This window comes from Neomoorella stamsii (genome assembly GCF_002995805.1).
GTDB classification, from domain to species: Bacteria; Bacillota; DSM-521; order Neomoorellales; family Neomoorellaceae; genus Neomoorella; species Neomoorella stamsii.
Window position 1 is genome coordinate 99,494 of record NZ_PVXL01000044.1, and the last position, 19,079, is coordinate 118,572.

Sequence of the window (19,079 nt, forward strand, 5' to 3'; positions counted from 1 at the left end):
ACCAGGACCAGCGTTACCAATTAAACCTGTCGCTATGTGTTTGCCTTTGGTGTAGGTAATATTTGTTCGGGCAATAACGGCCCCTAATTGGCCATTACTCCTTAACTGTAATTCCTGATTACCAGTTCAGTTACCGGTCCGCGCCTGTCGGCGCGGCAGCTTATGGCCCTCCGGGCATGTACTTCTGTAATATCATAGCCACTATAAAGCTCCCTGATAAAAGGAGTATCAGAATTACTGAGCATCACCAGACAATTTCTCCTATCAAGGAGCTTAAAGATCTCGGCCAGCCGCTCCTGATCTTCTTTGCCAAAGGATTCCGAAGTATAGCTTGTAAAGTAAGCCGTTTCTGACACGGGATGGTAGGGAGGGTCAAAGTACACAAAATCACCCGGACGGGCATAATGTAAAACTTCGCTAAAATCCCCGGGGATAATCTTTGCCCGTTGGAGGGCGGCATTGACAGCACGGAGGTTCTCCTCATCTACTATCTTCGGGTTTTTGTACCGGCCAAAAGGGACGTTGTATTTGCCCTGGCGGTTGACCCGCCACAGACCATTATAGGCCGTTTTGTTTAAATAAAGAAAACGGGAGGCCCGGCTTACTTTATCCAAGTGTTCCGGGTCTTGCGCCCGGATGGCATAGTAATACTCCCTGTCGTTACGGTGCTTTTTTAAGTCGGCGAGCAAAAGAGCTAAACTATCCCGCACTACCAGATAAAAATTAATCAGTTCCGGGTTGTTGTCGATAAGTACGGCTCTGGGGGGCATTAAGTGAAAAAATACGGCTCCACCACCTACAAACGGTTCTAAATAAAGGTTAAACTTTTCCGGGAAAAGGCGTTCAAATTGCGGTACTAGCTGCCCTTTTCCCCCCGCCCATTTTACAGGTGGCCTGGGTTTTACCATTAGTAATACCATTCACTCCTCGCTAAGGCCAAAATTGAGCCCGGGAAATGCTTTACACCAGGAGATCGAGACAAAGCTCTGGGCTCCAGGAAAGATTGTTATTGCTGTAAGAAGCCAGCTCTACCACTGGTTGAAGGGAATCCTGGTTCATTTTCCTACTCCTTTATTTGTTTTGTTCCCCAACATAAAATATTTTACCATACTACCAGAAAACCGGAACCTGTAACCTCTTTTCAGCATCCATTCTTATTCCTGGGGGCCCAGGACCAACCGGGCCAGCGGCTCAAAAAATTTTATGAGTGCCTCCGAAGGAAAGAATATTTTATGCCCCAGGGACCAGGGAATCCCCAGGGCCAGCCCCATGAGGGAGAGGACGGCAAAAGCGAGTAATTCCCGCCAGGCCCGGCGCCGGACCAGGGGCGGGACATCCAGGAGAAAAATAATGGTATATACAACCACTAAAATGAACAAACCTGCCATTAAGGCACTCCTTACATAGCAAGTCTCAGAAGGGAGCCCGTTGCTTTAACTACTAGCGCGCCCCGGGCTGCCAGGGACGACCTGTCATCCCAGTACGTCTTAATTTAGCTTCGACATTGATGGTAACAGGCAGCTTTTTAAATTCTTCGTTCCAGCGTCCTTGTAGCTGGCGCCACAGTTCAGGTTGTTGGCGATGGAGGGCGCTGCCAAAGCCGAAAACATCAGTTCCCACCATCTTAGCCTGATTGAGGGCACTGCTAATTTCAGCCGTAATCCGAGCTGCCATCTGGCTTTCTAGCGATTTAATGGCCTCTTCCCTGGTAAAGTCCAGGTTGCACTGCTGTTCCAGAAGCTCGCCCTCCACCCTTAGCTTGATCTTACCCTGGAGCTGGCCCCCTTGCATGTCGACGCTGACATCTGCGTGGGCTTCAGTTATATCTACGGCAACCTTGGTATTATTTTCCTGGCAACGTAACGCCAGTACGGCCCGTCTCACTTTATTGCGCACCCAGGCCCAGCCGCGGGCCTGATATTTATCCAGCCACTCCACCAGTTTGTCGTGGTAAAAAATGCCGGCGCCGTTGAGGCGCACCGTCCTTACCGTTCTAGGTTCCTCTACCCGTCCAGTTGTCCCCCCGGTTTCCCGGGAACCACCGCTGCTTGACGACGCACCCGTGCCAATAAGGGGCGGGAACGGCTGGGGACTGAGCTCCAGTACCGGCAGGACAGTGGTTCCCGCTCCATTGGTTAAATCAAAAAAAACGTCGTTAACATTAGGAATAAAACCGTAACCACTGCTCTGCACCCACTTGCGGAGACCGCTTATTTCCTTGCCCAGGGTTGTTTCTATGTCCCCCTGAGCTTTTATTAATACCTCCCGTGACGGCCCCCGGGTAAGCATAATCAAGGTCGTGCGGCGCAATTCCGGATGCCGGTCAATAAAATCGAGTAACTCTCTCAGGCCCTGGCGGGCCATTTCTTCTCCTACCAGTACCGCGTTAGTATGGGCAAGATAAACCCGGCGGGGGAGGCCGGTGGTAATTTGCCGGCAGGCGGATATAAGGGTTTCTCCCCTGCCACTGCGGAGGGTGGCCTGGCGATGAGGTAAAGTTCCCCCTCCTCCCCTTTCACCCCCACCGGTAGCACCTGGTCGGACGAATTCATAGGTTAAAATACGCTGCTCTCCTGCCAGGTCTACCGCCATGCTGGACAGGAAGGCCAGTTCATTTATCTCCCGGCGATCCCAGCAGCCGCTCAAGAACAGGGCCATCAAAAGGGCTACCAGGCCAAGGGTTACGTATAAAAAATAATTGCACCCGGCTTTAGAAACCAATATACCACTTCCCAGTCGATCTCGCCATTAAATGCCATAAGGGCAGTTAATTTATCTCTTCCTCGCCAGCTTCCCCATCTTTTTTCTCCTCTTTTTCCTGCCTGTAACGCTTTTCCCATTGCCTTCACCCAACTGCGTTTCCAGTTCATCACGAGCATTTTTATCTCTAGCTGTAATAAAAGGGTGCCGGCCTGGTTTTATACGCCTCAAATCTCGCCAGCCGGTGAGTACGGGCCGCCAGAGCATGGCCCACCAGGGCACCCTGACCACCAGGTCTTTTTGCGCTTCCCAGATAAATGGTGCCAGGGGGCTGAGATAAGGCTCACCAAAACTCCTCAGACTCACCAGATGGATTAAAATTACCAGCAAGCCGGCAAAAATGCCAAGCAGGCCCAAAAAACCGGCTAAAAAAACCATCGGCAAGCGGAGCATCCTCACGGCCTGGCTGAGGCCAAAAGTAGGTATAGTAAACGAAGCGATGGCCGTAGCTGCAATAACAATAACCATTGCCGCCGACATCAGCCCCGCCCGGACGGCTGCTTCACCGATAACAAGGGCTCCTACGATGCTGATCGCCGGGCCAATGGCCCGGGGCAACCTTATGCCGGCTTCAATGAGAATTTCAAAGAGTACCTGCATGATTAAAGCTTCAACAACGGCCGGGTACGGCACCAGTTCACGCTGGGCAGCGATAGAAATTGCCAGGGGAGTAGGAATCATTTCCTGGTGAAAGGTAGTCAAAGCTACATAAAGGGACGGTAGTAGCAGGGCGATAAATATTCCTAAAAAGCGGAACAGGCGAACCCCTATACTTAAAGGCCAGCGCTCATAATAATCGTCCGGGGCATGCAACTGGGATACCAGGCTGCCCGGGAGGATCAGGGCAAAGGGTGTACCGTCAGTCAGGACGGCTATCCTGCCTTCTAATAAATCGGCAACCAGTTTATCCGGCCTCTCCGTGCGGTTAAGCTGGGGAAAGGGAGAATGGGGAGCGTCTTCAATAAGTTCCTCAATATAGCCGCTTTCCAGGATACCGTCAATATCAATGCGCTGCAACCGGCGGCGGAGTTCTTCAAGAATTCCCCTTAATACCAGTCCTTCCAGGTAACAGATAACCACCTTGGTGTGGGTGCGCCGGCCCAGGTTCATAGCTTCAAAACGAAGCTCGGGCGCACGCAGCCGCCGCCTGATGAGAGAGATATTCGTTGCTAAATTTTCAGCAAATCCCTCGCGGGGGCCACGGATACTAACTTCATTGACAGGTTCTTCTACCGGCCTTTTTTCCCAACCTTCTATACTGAGCAGCAGGCACCGGTTGTAACCTTCAACTATTAAAACTGCCTTGCCGTCCAGCAAGCCGGCGATTATCTTTGACCACAGCCGCTCTTCTTGAAGATCGCCGATGGTTAACCTGGCACGGATCAACCGGCTAAATTTTGCCTCGTCCCCCGGTAGCGATACTGCCTGCAAGGCTAACAGGGAACGCAGGATATCCCGCTGGACTACATCCCGGTCGATCAGGGTTTCCAGGTAAATCAGCGCCAGTTTGTTACCTGGCAGTTCTATCTCTCTAATCACCAGATCTTCACTCTGGCCAAAGGTTTTTTTAAGGTAATCAATGTTAGCTTCAAGCCTGGTAGTTATCGGCAGGTCGTGTTCGTTTGAAGTTTGCTTGCCGGGGGTGACTTGGCGCCATAAACGGTGCCATATCCAGAGCAAAGCCAGCACCTTCTCTAGTCAAAAACTTGGCACTTGATGGAACTAGTATGAAACCCATTAGGGCTTTATATACCAGGAACGCCTCGATATGGAATAGCTTGTAATATCAGCATAATATACGCTAGAGACAGAAATTTATAAAACCTGGTAAGGTGGTCAAGAGCAGTAGTATATTTTCCCTTCAAGTGGAAATATTAATAGGAAATACTGACCGGTCGCCAGGAGGAATAACCGTGGGTGAAAAAGGCAGGATATCTCTCTGGCAATTTTTTATGCTGGTTACCGGGTTCCTTATTGGTACCTCTACCCTGATCGTCCCTGTCGGGCCGGCCAAACAGGACGCCTGGATATCTTATCTTCTAGCGGGAACCCTGGGCCTGGGTGCGGCCTATTGCTATACTGCCCTCGGCCGCCGCTTCCCGCGAGAATCACCGGTGCAATATGCCTCCCGGGTTTTGGGGCGATGGCTGGGAACCTGCTTGAATATTATTTTTCTCTGGTACGCCCTGCACCTGGCGGCCCTGGTTTTGCGTAACGTTGTTGATTTATACAAGCTGATCGTTTTGCCCCAAACGCCAATGGAAATCGTTGCCGGGGTTTTTGCCGGCCTGGCTGCCTACGCCGTTCGCCTGGGGATAGAAGTCCCGGCCCGGATTGGTGAACTGCTACTTCCTTTTATTATCGTTGCCATTTTAGTTCTCACCGCCCTGGCTGTATCTGTCCCGGGACTGGTTCACTGGGAAGCCCTCCTCCCGGTTATGGAAAGGGGGCCGCTGCCTGTCCTGCGTGGGGTCTACCCGGCCTTTGTCTTTCCCTTTGGCGAAACCGTCTTCTTTTTGGTTCTATTACCTTTTTTAACCGAACCCAAAAAAAGCTTTGCTCCCTTCGCCCGGGCCGTAATCATAGCAACATTGCTCACTACGCTGGTACTGGTACGTAACATCATCGTCCTGGGCGCATCCGAAACGGCGCGTATTAATTTCCCCAGCCTTATAGCCATCCAGATGATAAATATTGGCGACTTTTTGCAACGCCTGGAACCGGTCATCATTTTCGTCTGGAGCTTTACCATTTTATTGAAACTAACTATTGTCTACTATACCTTTACCTTGGGCACGGCCCAACTTTTAGGCCTCCGGGATTACCGCCCCCTCGTGCTGCCGACAGGCCTTCTGCTAACCTTTTTAACCATGAGCCTCTATGAAAATTTTTCCCAAATGTTAATCTTTGCCGGTCGCGCCTTCCCGTTTTATTTCCTCCCTGCTTACCTGATCTACCCGGCCTTGCTGCTCCTGGTAGCTAAAATACGCAACATTAAAGGGCGAATCCACTGTTAGCAGGCACATAATTCCCTGCCTGTACCGGCACAATATTGCGGGGGTGATTAAAATGGGCCACAAAAAGGATAATGATCGGCTGCGGACGGAAAGACAGCTCGACAAATTAAAGTGGGAAACGGCCAAAGAATTGGGCCTGGATGATGACCTAGCCAGCGCAGGTGATGAATTAACCACCAGGGAAGCCGGTAAAATCGGCGGCAATATGGTGCGCAAGCTGGTCAAGGCTGGTGAAAAGGCCCTGGCCGGGGAAGGCGATCGGAAAGCCCGTTTAAACCTGCAGGATGATCTATAGCCGGTCATAAACCGGCTTATTTTTTGGTTTTGTAGCTGCGGTCAGCTTACTGTACCATGGCCTTTTAGTCCGGACAAAAAACTGTGCCTTCCGGCATAAAGTTTAGCAGGCAAGAAACTTCCGGGAGGGAGAGCCATGTTAACAGAAAGCATGGAAGATTACCTGGAGATGATCTACAGGATAATCCAGGAAAAAGGTTATGTTCGGGCGGTCGACCTGGCCGGAGCCCTGAACGTCCAGCCTTCATCCGTGACCAGGATGATACAAAAGCTCCATGAAGAGGGTTTTATCCAGTACGAAAAGTACCGGCATATTGCCCTCACCGATAAAGGGAAGCGGCTGGGATATTTCCTCGTCTGGCGCGATGCCATGCTCAAAGAGTTTTTAACCCTCCTCAACGCCCGGGTAGGGGTGGAAGAACAGGTAGAAGGCATTGAGCATTACATCACGCCGCCTACCATGTGCCTGTTCCGCAACCTGGTCCAGTATTTTCGTACCCATCCCGAGTGCCTAGAAGAACTCCAGACCATGAACCGGCTTAACAAGTACCCGGAAGGAGAAAAACTGGAGGACCTCAGGGCCTGGCTGTTCCGCCACAGCAGCGACTAGGGAGCGTTAACCCCCAAGTTTGGCTCCTAATAGACCTGCCAGCAGCTTTACCAGGAAGCAGGTAACAAGGCCCATGGCCGTCGGAATTACAGCCGCCAGGAGGGGCCACTTAAGGCTTTTTGTTTCTTTATAAATGGTCAGCAGGGTGGTCCCGCAGGGCCAGTGCATCAGGGAAAAGAGCATGACATTAAGGGCGGTAATCCAGGTCCACCCGTGTAGCACCAGGACTTCTCCCAGCGCGGCCAGGCTATCTACCTCAGTGAGCATGCCTGTTGAGAGGTAACTCATCAACAGGATGGGGATAACGATCTCATTGGCCGGCAGGCCCAGGATGAAGGCCAGGAGGATGTAGCCATCCAGGCCCACAGTTTTTCCTAAGGGCTGCAGCCAGCCGGCCAGGTGGTCGATAATACTGAAAGCGCCCTGGTGGACACTGGCCAGGACCCAGGTAAAGGCTCCGGCCGGAGCGGCCACCAGGACAGCCCTGGCCAGCACATAGAGGGTCCGGTCCAGGACGGAGCGGGTGATTACCCGTAACACCTGGGGCGGCCGGTATGGTGGCAATTCCAGGGTAAAGGATGAGGGTACGCCTTTCAGGAGGGTCCGGGAGAGCAACCAGGAAGTAAAAAACATAAGTACAATACCCAGCAAGATAATCCCGGCCACGGTGAGGGTTGCTGCCACTGCCCCGGACGCCGTGGTGAGCAAACCGCCCATAAAGATAGCGGCCAGGGTAATTAGCGTGGGAAAACGACCGTTGCAGGGGGAAAAATTGTTGGTCAGGATGGCAAGCAGCCGTTCCCTGGGGGAATCAATGATGCGGCAGCCAACGACGCCGGCAGCATTGCAGCCGAAGCCCATACACATGGTTAAGGCCTGCTTGCCATGAGCGCCGGCCTTTTTAAAGAAATTGTCCAGGTTAAAGGCAATGCGCGGCAGGTAACCCAGGTCCTCCAGGAGGGTAAACAGGGGGAAAAAGATGGCCATGGGCGGCAGCATGACGGCAACCACCCAGGCCAGGGTGCGGTACATGCCCAGGACCACGATGCCATGTAACCAGTCAGGGGCACCCAGCCGGTGGAATAAGCTGGTAAGTATATCCTGGAAAGCAAAAAGTAAGCCGGCCAGCAGCGCGGAGGGGTAATTGGCCCCCTTTAGAGTCAGCCAGAAGACAAAGGCCAGCAAAGCCAGCATGATAGGGTATCCCCAGAGCCTGGAGGTTAAAATGGCATCCAGCCGCCAGTCAAGATCCCGCTGCGGCGCAGGTGCCTTCTTGACGGCCCGGGAAGCTATGGCTTCCGCCCGGGCGTAAAGGGCCGCCACAATCCGGTCGCGGCAGGAATCCTCCAGGTCACCGGCCAGGCGCCGGGCCTCACTAAGTACCGGGGTTTTCTGGCCAGTCATTATGCCAGCACCTCTTTTACCTGTAGCTTTATCCCGGGCTCAGATAAGTCGACACCTAAAAATTGTTGTATTCCTTGTAACAGAGTTGCGTCGCCTTCCAGCAGGCGTAGGGCCACCCACCGGGCATTGAGCCGGCCCCTTAAAAGCGGCTGCAATTGCCTTGCCAGCTGGCTGGCGGCCGTTTCAATATCTTTATCATAAATTATAGGTGTGGGAACCGGGCGCATCGCACCTGTAGCCACGGCAGCAATGACATCTTTCAACCGGGCAAGACCCTCACCGTTTCTGGCAGCCGTCGGTACCACCGGTACCCCCAGTTCGCCGGCCAGGAGGGGTACGTCAATCACAATATTTTTCCGCCGTGCTTCGTCCATGAGATTCAAGCAAACTACCACCGCGGTAGTCGTTTCTGTTACCTGGAGGACCAGGTTGAGGTTGCGTTCCAGGCAGGTGGCATCGACGACCACCACCGTGACATCGGGCCTGCCGAAACAAATAAAATCCCGGGCCACCTGTTCTTCGACGGAATTAGCCAGTAAGGAGTACGTACCGGGAAGGTCCACCAGGGTAAAGATATGGCCCTGGTGGGTAAATTTGCCCCGGGCCTGCAGGACTGTTTTCCCCGGCCAGTTGCCGGTGTGCTGCCTTAAGCCCGTGAGGACATTAAAAATCGTGCTCTTGCCGGCATTGGGATTCCCGGCCAGGGCTACCAGGTAGCCGCCGGTTCTGGCCGGGAGAAAGTTTTCCCGTAAAGTACGAAAGCCTGTTGCCTGGTTTGTTAGTCCCATTCCGGCCACCCTCCTGCCTTACACTTGCCGCACCAGGACCTGCCGGCCTTCTTCCCGACGTAGGGCAATGGTCGCCCCGCGGATAAAAAAGGCCGTAGGGTCACCACTGGGACTGCGGCGTAAGGCCACCACCCTGGTGCCCGGTACCAGCCCGAGATCCAGGAGGCGGCGCCGGGTCAGGCCCCGGGCCTGTAAGGAAACTACTTCGCCGGAACTGCCCGGCCTGAGGTTGCTGAGGCTAGTGATCGTACTCATTGGCACTCCCCTCTTCTTACCTGATACCTGATATAGCCCGGCTTCCTTGCCGGGAATGACCTGGAATTGCCAGCAACCCACATTTTTGCTTGCCACGCAATCCCTTGCCGGCGGGCAACTTTCTGATATCAGGCTATGCCGCCCGCCGGGCCGGTGTTACCCTTACCCTTTAAACCGGGAAGGAAAAAATTTTTGCTTAGAAGAGGTGTAGCAACGCCACGATGGTATAAATTTAAAAGGTCCTGAGCACAACTCAGGACCGGCTTTCCTGTCAGCTTTAAGTTTCATCTTTCAGCAGGGACCAGCAGCCTGTGATCGGGCGTAAAGCAGCGACGCCGGACCAGATAGGTCACCAGGATGCTCCCCAGAGCCGTGGAACCCACCAGCATTAGCATCACCACAATCTGGTACTTGACGGCCACCACCGGATTGGCCCCGGCAATAATCTGCCCGCTCATTATACCTGGCAGGAAAACGATGCCAACACCCATCATGGAATTAATGGAAGGGATCATCCCGGCGCTGATGGCCTGGCGGAGAATGTCGGCCGAAGCCTCCCGGTAATCGGCGCCTAGGGAAAGGTACATTTCAATGATCTCCCGCTGTTTGCGCAGGTCACCGAAAAGGCGTTCCAGGGTAATGGCAATGGCATTCATGGAGTTACCGACAATCATGCCCCCCAGGGGGATAAAGTAGCTTGGTTCATACCAGGGTTTCACTCTGACAATCACGGCCGTGACCACAAAGGTAACCAGCATATAGCTGATAAACATGGAAATAATGGTCGGGGTAATAAAGGGGATGTTCCTGACTTTGACCCGGCCGGCAATAATCCTGGCGGCAAAAAAGATCATGCCGGCGAAGATTAATAACACCATCCAGGCCGACTGGAGCTGGAATACATACTTCAAAAGATAACCCATGAGGAAGAGCTGGGTGATGGTACGCACTGTGCCCCAGGCAATGTCCCGGTGCAGGTTCAGGTTCAGGATAAGGGAACTGACCCCCGCCAGGAGGACAAAGCCCAGGGAGAAGACCAGTTGCAGGGGGCCAATGTCAATAGCGTTCATGCTGCCACCTCCCGCAGGGTGCCATGCTCCAGGACCAGGACGCGGGGCTTTACCAGCCGGGGGACATAGTCTGTATGGCTGATCATAATAACGGTTACTCCCTGTTCGGCGTTTAAAGCTTCGGCCCGAGCCTCTACAATTTCTCGTGACTCGCGATCCAGGGAAGCAGTGGGTTCATCCAGGAGCAGGGCTTCCGGCGCCAGCAGCAGCGCCCTGATGAGAGCCAGCCGCTGCTTCTGGCCCACAGAAAGCTCCCTGGCATTGGCCTCCAGGGAGATCTCACCCAGTAAAAATGTATGCAAATAATCCTGTAGGAGGTCCTCGGTGGGCAGCCGCTCTCCCCGGGCTGACCTGAAACGGAAAGGCAGCAGCAGGTTTTCCCGTACCGAAGCGTCCAGCATCACCGGCGTCTGCTGCAGGTACACGACACGCCGCCGCAGCCAGGTGGCATCGTAACTGGCCAGGGGCCTGTCCTTAAACAGCACTTCCCCCCGCTGGGGAACCGCCAGCCCGTTCAGCAGGTGCAGCAGGGTCGACTTGCCACTGCCGGATGGCCCTTGCAACAAGATAAACTGGCCTTCCTCCACGTGGAGGCTGATGTCCTTTAAGACGGGCCTGGCCTCTATATACCCGAAGGTAACGTCCCGTAAAGTAAACATTACTATTCCTTCTCTCCGGCTTCCCGTAAATCGTCTGCTTCATATTTCTCAATTGCCTCTATTACCCGGATGCAACCGCGGTCTTTGAGTACCTTCACCTTTTTTTCCAGCCTGACGCCTGCTGCCTGGAGAAGGGCCAGGGCGTGCACGCTTATTTCCGGCTCCAGCTCCAGGGCCAGGCCGCACAAGGAACTCAGCTCCCGGGGCATGGGTATGAGCCGCCCTTGAAGTCCGGCTCCCTGGACGGTCTTTTCCGCCTTCAGGGCATAATGGGTGGAAGGAAAGGTCAGCAACACCAGCTCGTCAGGCATCCCGCAGCACCCCTACCAGTTCCCGCACGGCAGCCAGGGTGGTCTCGATTTCGGCCGGGGTATTAAAGTACGCCGGGCTCAGCCGCAAGGTACCTGTTGTCAGGGTACCGGTGGTCTGGTGGGCCAGGGGGGCGCAGTGGAGACCCGAACGGGTTGCAATTTCATAATGATCCGCCAGCCAGGCGCCGGCCTCCCCTGCCGAGATACCCCGGATATTGATTGATATCACCGGTACCCGCCTTTCCGGCTCCGCAGGGCCGTAGACAGTCACTTCCGGGATTTGCTGCAAGCCCTCTAAAAGCAGGCCTGTCAGCTCCCGGGTATGCCGGCGGATCTTCTCTAGCCCGGTTTCCTGGATAAATCTTACCCCCGCCCCTAGGGCGGCAATGGCCGGGGCATTGATAGTGCCGCTTTCAAATTTGTCCGGCATGATTTCCGGCTGGCTAAATAACTCCGATTTGCTTCCCGTACCACCATAAAGCAACGGCCTGACGGTATCCGGGTAGCGGATATAAAGGCCGCCGGTCCCGGGAGGGCCCATTAACCCCTTATGGCCGGTAAAGGCCAGCAGGGTAATCCCGGCCGTTTCTACATCTACGGGAATTTCCCCGGCCGTCTGGGCCGTATCTACCAGGTACTGGAGGTGGTGGCGGCGGGCGATCTCTCCCACTTCATGAATGGGCATAATGGTACCGGTAACATTGGAAGCATGGGTGAGGCAGATCAGCCTGGTGCGCGATTGGATTGCTTTTTCCACCGCCAGGGGATCCAGGGTGCCATCGGCGGCGCAGTTAACGATGGTAAATTCCACCCCCCTGTTTTTCAGGGCGTATAAGGGCCGGACCACGGCATTATGTTCCATGCTGCTGATAATGACATGGTCCCCGGGTTCCAGCAGTCCCTGGATGGCCAGGTTCAGGGCTGCGGTAGCATTGACCGTGAAGACTATCTGTTCCGGCTCCCGGATGCCGAAAAGAGCTGCCAGCAGTTCCCGCGTTTCCAGGACTGCCCGGCCGGCGTCCAGTGCCCCCTTATTAGCTCCGCGGTTCACGCTGCCGCTCAATTGCCGCAAGCACACGTCAGCCGTCTGGTAAACGGCCTCAGGCTTGGGCCAGGAGGTGGCGGCATTATTCAGGTAAATCATGCGCTAATCCCTGACGCTCCCTATCCCGGTTGGAAGAGCCGGGTTATTTTCCGGCAGGACTCCCCTGCTGTCATATAATATTCTTTTTTTAACCGCGATACCCTGTATACGCATTATAACTTTTTGTTATAAGTCTTTTCCTAATAAAAAACCCCTACTTTATAAAACCCAGAATATCCCTTTCAACAGGAATTCCACCGTAACCGTAATTAAACATAAGGCGAATGGCTTAATCATGTACTTAAAAACTTAAAAAACCCGGTCTAAATCTAAATCCAACTCGGGTAAAACTGTGGAAGTAAAAGGTTTATTACTTCGCCGGGTGTAGAGCTCTCTTTTATCTCCTTCAGGAGTAAAAGTGCAAACTTCGATGGTCTGGGCCACAGGGTGGACAAACCATATCTCCCGCACCTGGTGGGCGGCATATAACTTTTTTTTGATTACTTGATCCCGCTCAGCGGTAGAAGGGGAGAGAATTTCAATTACCAGGTCCGGCCCGCCTTTGATATTGGCTTCAGTGATGATGGCCCGTCTTTCGTTACTAATGAAAATGATATCTGGCTGGACAACATCTTCCGGTGTTAAATAAACATCAATAGGTGAGTGGAGAATTATTCCTATCTTTTGTTCTTCCACATGCTGGCGTAAAATAAACTCCAGGTTCCCGGAAACCATCTGGTGGATGACACTTGGTGCCGGCACCATATACAGCTTCCCCCCGATGAGCTCGTACCTTTTGTCCTCCGGTAGCTGGCAATAGTCCTCGTAAGTAAATTTAACCTCGTTAACGGCCATGTTTCATCCCTCCTGGGACATTTCCTTTAATGGTATTGTACCATTTGTTTCCCTGGCTTAAAAGCTGGCCGATTAAAACCTTATCGTACCTTCTGCACGGCTACCACTGCAGCAATGAACAATAGGGCTGCATAACCAGCCAGCACTGCCAGGGAGACGGGCAGGAGTCCCTGGCCCTGGGCCAGGGCCCGCAAAGCATAACTGGTATGGGTCAAGGGTAAGGCTTCAATGAGATAAGCCACGCCCCGGGGCAGGCGGTCCGGCAGGAAAAAGGTGCCGCTCAAAAAAGACATGGGCAAGATAACAAAAGTAGAGAAGTTGGACATATCCTCATGGGAGTTGATGGTCATGGCCGCCACCACTCCTAAGGCGGCAAAAAGAAAACAGGTTAAAATTATTATCACGAAAAACCAGCCGTTGATGGCTAATCTCGCTCCGAATAAAAACGCCAGGCCCAGGATAATCAAAGAAGCAATCAGGCCGCGCACCGTACCAGCCAGGACGTTGCCTAAAACGAAGGAGCCGGCGCTTAAGGGAGCGATCAGGTATTCTTCTAAGGTTTTATAGTATAAGCGGCTGATGTTCAGGGAAATGCCTACGGCGTTAAAGCTGGTATTCATGGCCGAAAGGGCGATAATGCCGGGTACGACAAATTCCAGGTAATTACCCCCGTCTATGCGAATGCCCCGGCCCAGGCCCCACCCGAAAGCCACCAGGTACAGGAAGGGGCTCACCAACCGCGAAGCAAAAAACTTATAAAAAGTACGCTTGAGGACAATCATTTCCCGCCAGAAGACCGTATAAAAATCCATCTCAATCATTCACCTTCCGCCCTGTTAACTCAATAAAAACGTCTTCCAGGTTAGTATCGCGAATTAAAACATTGCCTGTTACTTTGCGAGCATAATCCAGGGCCTCCTCCCGGCAGGAGAAGAGTTTATACCCTGTCTCCGTACCTTCAAAGGATTCCACGGCCACTTCCCCTACTTTTTGTTTCAGCTCTGCGGGTGTACCCAGGGCAATTAATTGGCCCCGGTCCATAATGCCTACCCGGTGGCAGAGCATCTCGGCTTCTTCAATATAATGGGTTGTTAAAAGTACGGTCATGCCCTCGCTATTCATCCGCCGGATTAAATCCCAGATTTTACGGCGGGTCTGGGGGTCAAGACCCACCGTCGGCTCGTCCAGGAAAAGGACGCGCGGCCGGTGCATCAGCGCCCGGGCGATCATCAGCCGGCGCTTCATCCCGCCGGAAAATTTACTCACCAGGTCATTGGCCCGCTCCTCCAGTTCCACATAAGCTAAGAGTTCATTAATCCTTTCTTGCCGCTCTTTAGCGGGCATCTTATGCAGGCGGCCATGCAGTTCCAGGTTTTCCCGGGCAGTAAGTTCCTGGTCCAGGTTCATCTGCTGGGGCACTACGCCAATTGCTTGTTTCACCTTACCTAAATCCCGCGTTACGTCGTGGCCGTTGATCAGTGCCCTGCCGCTGCTGGGCCTGGTTAGCATAGTCAGCATCCTCACAGTGGTAGTTTTGCCGGCACCATTGGGGCCGAGTAAACCAAAGATTTCCCCGCTTTTGATCTGGAGGTTCAGTCCGGCTACGGCCACAATATTGCCATAATGCTTGGCAAGCCCCTGGATTTCAATCACTTTACAAGTACCTCCCGGAGTTTCGCCTGGTCGACATGCATCTCCTGGAACGGCTGGCGGCGCATGCGGTGGAGCAGGGCGAGGTTTACTATGGCGTAGACATCGTCGGGTATTACCTCGGTACGCCCGTCCAGGGCAGCCATAGTTCTGGCTGCCTTCATCATCACCAGGTCGGCCCGGTGGCCGTCTACACCCATTTCAATGGCGATCTTCGCAATGAGATAAAGGATTTCCTCCGGCATTTCTACTTGCGGTAAAATCTCTATAGCCGTCAAAATTTGCCGGCGTAGCTTTTCCTGCTCCCCTTCCCACCGGGCAATAAACCCTTCCGGATCTTCTTCAAAGGCAACCCGGCGTTTAATGATTTCTACCCTTTCCCCGGGCTCCAGGATGCCGGTGATATTTACGCAAAGGCCAAAGCGATCTAAAAGCTGGGGTCTTAGTTCCCCTTCCTCCGGGTTCATGGTACCGACCAGGATGAAATTGGCCGGGTGGGTGAAGGATACGCCTTCCCGCTCGACAGTATTTACACCCATGGCTGCGGAATCCAGAAGCACATCCACCACATGGTCATCGAGAAGGTTTACTTCATCTACATAAAGAATGCCCCGGTTGGCCTGGGCCAGGACACCGGGTTCAAAATGCTTTTCCCCTTTTTTTATAGCCCTTTCAATGTCCAGCGTACCCACCACCCGATCTTCGGTGGCGGAAACGGGCAAGTCTACTACCCGCATTCTCCGCCGGGTCCGCGGTAGTTCTTCACCGGCCTCTAGCCGCTGGCGACAACTTGAACACATGGTGGTAATATCCGCGGGATCACAGCTAAATGGACAATCAGCCACCACCTCTATCTCCGGTAGCAAAGCTGCCAGGGCCCGCACGGCGGTTGACTTGGCCGTTCCTTTTTCCCCGCGAATGAGAATCCCGGAAAGTTTGGGGTTGACGGCGTTTAAAAGCAAGCCTTTTTTCATTTCTTCCTGCCCTACAAGGGCGGCAAAGGGGTAAATAATAGTTTCGGGTTGCACGCACTTCATCTCCTGTCGTGAAAAATTTTTGTTTAAGGATCCCCGGGTTAGCAGATTTCTTTTAAATTCGCCACAGCGCCGGAACCTTGCATCTCCCGCACTACCTGGACCAGTGTGCCGGCTTTTAGCTCGTCTATCCGGTAATATTCTGCTCCTAAAGCAGCGGCCAGTTCCCGGGCCAGGCCAAAAGTAACCAGGCCGTCCTTTTCTACATCTACCACCAGAGTTTTGATTCTGGCATCGTTATGGATTATCTCCGCCACCCGTCGCGCCTCCAGGAGGGGCTTATCCTCACCTATGCTCACATTGGCGCGGCCATCTGAAATAAGGATTAAAAGAGGGTCAAGGTTAGGGTCTTTATAAAAATGAGTTTTGATGATGTCATATGCCTTGAGCAGGCCGGCCGCAAGGGGAGTCCGCCCGCCGGTAGGTAGTTCCTGGAGCAGTTTGTATCCCATTTCCACGCTGTTGGTAGGCGGCAGCAGTACTTCGGCTGTCTTTCCTTTGAAGGCTACCAGGCCGATTTTATCCCGTTTCTGATAGGCATCCAGCAAGAGGGAAAGAATCGCTCCTTTAGTCTCTACCATCCGCTGCTGGGCTCCCATGGAACCGCTGGCATCCACCACAAAAAGCAGGAAATTGCCGATGCGTTTTTCCCGTACTTTGGAACGAAAATCTTCTTTTTCGATGGCTATGGCCATACCATTCTTTTCCCGGTAAACCTGATGAGGGGCCGCCGCCCTTAAGGTAGCGTCAAAGGCCAGGTCGTTATTTTGTAGCCAGGCAGTCGCCCGGACATACCTGCCTGCCCTGGTAGCCGTCCTGGTGCGCGAGCGACGGCCGGAGCCTTTGTGCAAAATGCGGTCCCGCCCGTGGGTAATACGCCGGACGGCAAAAGGCTGGCCCACAGCGAAAACCACGTCCTGGCCTTGAGGGGGCGCAGGAGAATTCTCTCCTTCCTCAGGCTCCCCCTTATGTTCCTCACCATGAGGTTCTTCCCCTGATTCCTGGCAGTCGTTTTCCTGGGGCTGTTCAGGTGGGGCTTCTGCCTGCTCCGGCGTTGATTCAGGATTTTCTTCTTGCTGTGGCGGTTCCTCCCGGGTTTCAGGCGGCTGGGATTGTTCTGGAGGCGGCGCCGGGGCTTCCCGCACCCGATGGGGCAGGACCAGTTCTGCTGCCTCCTGTACGTCAGCCTCGGTCACTTCTTCCTGCCCTGCGAGGGCGGCGATGGTGCGCGCTGTTACCGTCATTATGATGTCAGCCCGGTGGCCGGCGGTACAGGATTCTACGCACAGTCTGGTTATTAACGCCAACAATTCTTCCCTGATAGTTACCCGGGGTAAGATTTGCCGGGCGGTAAGGATTTTTTCGCGTAAACGCTCTTCTTCTCCTGCCCACTGGGTGAGAAATCTTAAGGGGTCGGCTTCAAAGGCTCCCCGGCGTTTAATTATTTCTACCCGCTGGCCGGGGTCGTGTACACCTTCAATCTGCACGCAGAGGCCAAAACGGTCTAAAAGCTGGGGCCTTAACTCCCCTTCTTCCGGGTTCATAGTACCGACGAGGATGAATTCTGCCGGGTGGGTATAGGAAATTCCTTCCCTTTCGACGATGTTTACCCCCATGGCGGCTGCATCCAGGAGGACATCTACCAGGTGATCGTCCAGCAGGTTTACTTCGTCCACATAGATGATGCCGCGATTGGCCCGGGCCAGTATTCCCGGTTCAAAGCGGGGTCGCCCGTGTTTGATGGCATATTCAAAATCCAGGCTCCCCACCAGGCGGTCTTCGGTAGCTGATATGGGTAGGTCAATGACCGGTACCCGTCGCCTGGCTCTGGGCAGCCTTTCTCCCCGGACCAGTCTTTCCTTGCAATTATGGCACATGCGGTTATAATCTTCAGGGTCACAATTATAAGGACAACCGGCAACAACCTCTATTTCCGGTAACAGGGCCGCCAGGGCCCGTACGGCCGTAGATTTGGCCGTGCCCTTTTCCCCCCGGATGAGGATCCCGCCCAGGCGGGGGTTAATGGCATTTAAGATTAACCCTTTCTGCATTTTCTCCTGGCCGATAATGGCGGTAAAGGGGTAGATAAATCTTTTATAAGTAAGCACTCAATCACCTCCTCAATTACTTTGCGTTTTCTTAAGAGGAGACAAAGGAAGTAAGGACACCTCCTCCTTCACCCATAACATGAATATTTTTCTCAACTCGCAGTCCCCCGGAAAGGCTATATCCACCCGGCCGCTATAAGCATAGGCACGGGCTAGACACCCTCCGCCGCAGAGGAGCCTCTCCGGGCAGTTCCGGCAGCCCTGCATCTTCTCAACATTGCGCCTCCACCACGCTCTCCTCACCATGGCCTCCTGGTGAGAAAAATCAGGGTCCAGGATGGAACCCAGATAAAAATCCGGCAACCCCCCCAGGGAGGCACAGGGGTAAACAGAGCCGTCGGGTAGCACCGCCAGGGATTGGCCGGTGGTGGCGTAACAGTAATACCGCCGTTCCCCGCTATGGGTCAACAGGTATTTCAGCCTCTCTACCTCCCGGAATCTTATCAACGGCCCACCCTGGCGGGCTATTTCCCGCGCCCGTTCCAGGGCCGCCCTGACCTGACGGCGGAGCAAGTCCGGATCCGGACCTGTGCACTCACCTTCCGCACCCCTGCCCAAGGGACGAAACAAGTCCAGGGACAGGCCGTGAACGCTACCTAAATAAGCAGCCAGCTCAACCAGCCTGGGAAGCTGTTCTGTACTCGCGGCCGTTAAAACTACCGTCAGACCTGCTTTTACCCGCTCTGCCGCCAGGTTTTGTAATCCCTGGATAGTCGCCAGGGTCGATCCCTTGCCGTCAGGAAAAGGACGTAAGGCATCATTAACTTCCGGCATACCGTCAAGGCTTACACCCAAGGCCAGGCCCAGTTTTTTTATCTCCCGAACCATAGCTGGAGTAAGCAAAGTACCGTTGGTTTGTAACTGGAAGGTCGCAGCCAGGTTACGTTTCTGCACATAGGCGACTACTTTTTTGATCAGGGGTAGGTTTAATAGCGGTTCACCGCCGGAGAACTGGATTTTAAAATGGCCGCTGCGGGCGGCTACATAGTCCACTGCCCGCCGGGCCACCTCCCAGGGCATATCTCCCTTGCTTTCGCCCCTGCGGGCATAACAGTAACGGCAATAAAGGTTACAGGCATCAGTTATGCGTAAAACAAGCAGTTTAATTGCTTCGTCTCTCTTTATAAGGTCCTGAGAATTTTCTCCATGTACCGTCATGTTAACATAACCTGCCTTGCAT

20 protein-coding genes are annotated in these 19,079 nt (G+C 53.7%); 3 read left to right on the top strand and 17 right to left on the bottom strand.

Annotation, left to right across the window (positions count from 1 at the left end; genetic code table 11):
* Positions 1–101 precede the first annotated feature (101 nt).
* From MOST_RS08600 to MOST_RS08615, 4 genes are all read right to left on the bottom strand, one after another.
* Positions 102–908: a DNA adenine methylase gene (locus MOST_RS08600; protein WP_244266961.1), complete on the bottom strand. Its 807-nt coding sequence runs from the start codon at positions 906–908 to the stop codon at positions 102–104.
* A gap of 246 nt (positions 909–1,154) precedes the next feature.
* Positions 1,155–1,388: a hypothetical protein gene (locus MOST_RS08605; protein ID WP_054935544.1), complete on the bottom strand. Its 234-nt coding sequence runs from the start codon at positions 1,386–1,388 to the stop codon at positions 1,155–1,157.
* 52 nt (positions 1,389–1,440) lie between these two features.
* Complete coding sequence (locus tag MOST_RS08610; protein ID WP_054935543.1) at positions 1,441–2,721, bottom strand: Ger(x)C family spore germination protein; 1,281 nt, start codon at positions 2,719–2,721, stop codon at positions 1,441–1,443.
* 51 nt (positions 2,722–2,772) lie between these two features.
* Complete coding sequence (locus tag MOST_RS08615) at positions 2,773–4,440, bottom strand: spore germination protein (protein ID WP_054935542.1); 1,668 nt, start codon at positions 4,438–4,440, stop codon at positions 2,773–2,775.
* Positions 4,441–4,673: 233 nt separating this feature from the next.
* Here MOST_RS08615 and MOST_RS08620 point away from each other — a divergent pair, with 233 nt between their 5' ends.
* The 3 genes from MOST_RS08620 to mntR all read left to right on the top strand — a co-directional run bounded on the left by MOST_RS08620 (position 4,674) and on the right by mntR (position 6,681).
* Positions 4,674–5,777 carry a GerAB/ArcD/ProY family transporter gene (locus MOST_RS08620; RefSeq protein WP_054935541.1) on the top strand — a complete coding sequence of 368 codons (1,104 nt, stop codon included), beginning with the start codon at positions 4,674–4,676 and terminating at the stop codon, positions 5,775–5,777.
* Positions 5,778–5,829: 52 nt separating this feature from the next.
* Entirely contained in the window at positions 5,830–6,072 is a 243-nt protein-coding gene (locus MOST_RS08625) for an alpha/beta-type small acid-soluble spore protein (RefSeq protein WP_054935540.1), read from the top strand.
* A 135-nt stretch (positions 6,073–6,207) separates the two neighbouring features.
* Positions 6,208–6,681 carry a transcriptional regulator MntR gene (gene mntR, locus MOST_RS08630; protein WP_083476435.1) on the top strand — a complete coding sequence of 158 codons (474 nt, stop codon included), beginning with the start codon at positions 6,208–6,210 and terminating at the stop codon, positions 6,679–6,681.
* Between the two features lie 6 nt (positions 6,682–6,687).
* Here mntR and MOST_RS08635 read toward each other — a convergent pair whose 3' ends face one another.
* From MOST_RS08635 to MOST_RS08695, 13 genes are all read right to left on the bottom strand, one after another.
* Entirely contained in the window at positions 6,688–8,085 is a 1,398-nt protein-coding gene (locus MOST_RS08635) for a nucleoside recognition domain-containing protein (RefSeq protein WP_054935539.1), read from the bottom strand.
* Entirely contained in the window at positions 8,085–8,873 is a 789-nt protein-coding gene (locus MOST_RS08640) for a FeoB small GTPase domain-containing protein (protein ID WP_054935538.1), read from the bottom strand. Before MOST_RS08640 ends, MOST_RS08635 begins: the two co-directional genes overlap by 1 nt.
* Positions 8,874–8,891: 18 nt before the next feature.
* Positions 8,892–9,128 (bottom strand): FeoA family protein, encoded by a 237-nt coding sequence (locus MOST_RS08645; RefSeq protein ID WP_054935537.1) that lies wholly within the window; start codon positions 9,126–9,128, stop codon positions 8,892–8,894.
* A 284-nt stretch (positions 9,129–9,412) separates the two neighbouring features.
* The gene (locus MOST_RS08650) at positions 9,413–10,198 is read right to left on the bottom strand and encodes an ABC transporter permease (RefSeq protein WP_054935536.1); all 786 of its coding nucleotides are present in this window, start codon (positions 10,196–10,198) and stop codon (positions 9,413–9,415) included.
* A complete protein-coding gene (locus MOST_RS08655; protein WP_054935535.1) occupies positions 10,195–10,857 on the bottom strand; it encodes an ABC transporter ATP-binding protein in 663 nt (220 codons plus the stop codon). Before MOST_RS08655 ends, MOST_RS08650 begins: the two co-directional genes overlap by 4 nt.
* Positions 10,858–10,859: 2 nt before the next feature.
* Positions 10,860–11,168, bottom strand: a complete 309-nt coding sequence (locus tag MOST_RS08660) for a putative Se/S carrier protein (RefSeq protein ID WP_083476434.1) — start codon at positions 11,166–11,168, stop codon at positions 10,860–10,862.
* A complete protein-coding gene (locus MOST_RS08665) occupies positions 11,161–12,312 on the bottom strand; it encodes an aminotransferase class V-fold PLP-dependent enzyme (protein WP_054935534.1) in 1,152 nt (383 codons plus the stop codon). Before MOST_RS08665 ends, MOST_RS08660 begins: the two co-directional genes overlap by 8 nt.
* 249 nt (positions 12,313–12,561) lie before the next feature.
* A complete protein-coding gene (locus MOST_RS08670; protein ID WP_054935533.1) occupies positions 12,562–13,107 on the bottom strand; it encodes a Uma2 family endonuclease in 546 nt (181 codons plus the stop codon).
* 80 nt (positions 13,108–13,187) lie between these two features.
* Positions 13,188–13,928 carry an ABC transporter permease gene (locus tag MOST_RS08675; RefSeq protein WP_054935532.1) on the bottom strand — a complete coding sequence of 247 codons (741 nt, stop codon included), beginning with the start codon at positions 13,926–13,928 and terminating at the stop codon, positions 13,188–13,190.
* Positions 13,921–14,760, bottom strand: a complete 840-nt coding sequence (locus tag MOST_RS08680; RefSeq protein WP_054935531.1) for an ABC transporter ATP-binding protein — start codon at positions 14,758–14,760, stop codon at positions 13,921–13,923. Before MOST_RS08680 ends, MOST_RS08675 begins: the two co-directional genes overlap by 8 nt.
* Entirely contained in the window at positions 14,757–15,794 is a 1,038-nt protein-coding gene (locus MOST_RS08685; RefSeq protein WP_054935530.1) for a magnesium chelatase ATPase subunit I, read from the bottom strand. The genes MOST_RS08680 and MOST_RS08685 overlap by 4 nt, the downstream gene beginning before the upstream one ends.
* 38 nt (positions 15,795–15,832) lie before the next feature.
* Positions 15,833–17,842, bottom strand: a complete 2,010-nt coding sequence (locus MOST_RS08690) for a putative cobaltochelatase (protein WP_054935578.1) — start codon at positions 17,840–17,842, stop codon at positions 15,833–15,835.
* Positions 17,843–17,911: 69 nt separating this feature from the next.
* Positions 17,912–19,057: a radical SAM/SPASM domain-containing protein gene (locus MOST_RS08695; RefSeq protein ID WP_054935529.1), complete on the bottom strand. Its 1,146-nt coding sequence runs from the start codon at positions 19,055–19,057 to the stop codon at positions 17,912–17,914.
* Between the last annotated feature and the right edge of the window lie 22 nt (positions 19,058–19,079).